The following is a 1,309-nucleotide window of genomic DNA, read 5'->3' as shown; positions in this document are numbered from 1 at the left end:
CAGACTCGCTTTCGCTGCGGCTCCGGCTTTCCACCTTAACCTTGCACGGGATCGTAACTCGCCGGTTCATTCTACAAAAGGCACGCCATCACCCATTGATCGGGCTCTGACTTCTTGTAAGCGCACGGTTTCAGGTTCTTTTTCACTCCGCTCCCGCGGTGCTTTTCACCTTTCCCTCACGGTACTGCTTCACTATCGGTCACCAGGGAGTATTTAGCCTTGGCAGATGGTCCTGCCGGATTCCGACGGGGTTTCACGTGTCCCGCCGTACTCAGGATACATCTCGGAGAGTGCTGACTTTTGGTTACAGGGCTTTTACCTCTTCTAGCGGGCCTTTCCAGACCTCTTCGCCTAACCAACACCTTTGTAACTCCATGTGAGATGTCCTACAACCCCAAGGAGCAAGCTCCTTGGTTTGGGCTAATCCGCGTTCGCTCGCCGCTACTGACGGAATCACTTTTGTTTTCTCTTCCTCGGGGTACTTAGATGTTTCAGTTCCCCCGGTATGCCTCTCATTGACCTATGTATTCAGTCAATAGTAACTGGGCATTACCCCAGCTGGGTTTCCCCATTCGGAAATCCCCGGATCAAAGCCTGCTTACGGCTCCCCGAGGCGGTATCGTTGTTCGCCACGTCCTTCTTCGGCTCCTGGTGCCTAGGCATCCTCCGTGCGCTCTTACTAGCTTAACCTAGTATCGCTGGCATATAGCCAACGCTAAATCATTTGCTAAAGGATGTTTCAGCAGAAGATTCTCTTCTCATCCGAAGATAAGAATCAAACACTTCTTGTTACTTTCGTTATCCAGTTTTCAAGGAACAAATGTCGCAAAATACGACAGGATTATGAGTTTACCACACCTTTTCGACTCATTCAACAAGTAAATGTTGGAAGTCTATGCGGTTATATTGGCAAACAAATATCCGCTTGGCGACGTCCTACTCTCCCAGGACCCTGCGGTCCAAGTACCATCGGCGCTGGAGGGCTTAACGGTCGTGTTCGGTATGGGAACGCGTGGTTCCCCTCCGCCATCGCCACCAAACGAATTGGTGAAGATTTTCGCAGATACGAAAACTTCAAAGAAAGACGATTAGTCTTTCAAAACTGACAACGAGCGAGCAACATCTGCCTGATTGAAAATTTTCATCTTGTCTTACGACAATGACGAAAACTTCATATTGGAAGCTATGCTTCCTGATCCGAACCTCAGCGGGTCCGGGTATATCCTTAGAAAGGAGGTGATCCAGCCGCACCTTCCGATACGGCTACCTTGTTACGACTTCACCCCAATCATCTACCCCACCTTCGGCG

3 rRNA genes are annotated in these 1,309 nt (G+C 50.0%); all 3 read right to left on the bottom strand.

Annotation, left to right across the window (positions count from 1 at the left end):
• Positions 1 to 690: ribosomal RNA gene (locus tag ACFVSO_RS28810) — 23S ribosomal RNA — on the bottom strand; the annotation flags it as partial.
• Between the two features lie 233 nt (positions 691 to 923).
• Positions 924 to 1,040: ribosomal RNA gene (rrf, locus tag ACFVSO_RS28805) — 5S ribosomal RNA — on the bottom strand.
• Between the two features lie 189 nt (positions 1,041 to 1,229).
• Positions 1,230 to 1,309: ribosomal RNA gene (locus ACFVSO_RS28800) — 16S ribosomal RNA — on the bottom strand; the annotation flags it as partial.

Source organism: Paenibacillus sp. NPDC057967 (genome assembly GCF_042887015.1).
Taxonomy (GTDB): Bacteria; Bacillota; Bacilli; order Paenibacillales; family Paenibacillaceae; genus Pristimantibacillus.
This window is presented reverse-complemented; position numbering and strand designations above follow the sequence as displayed.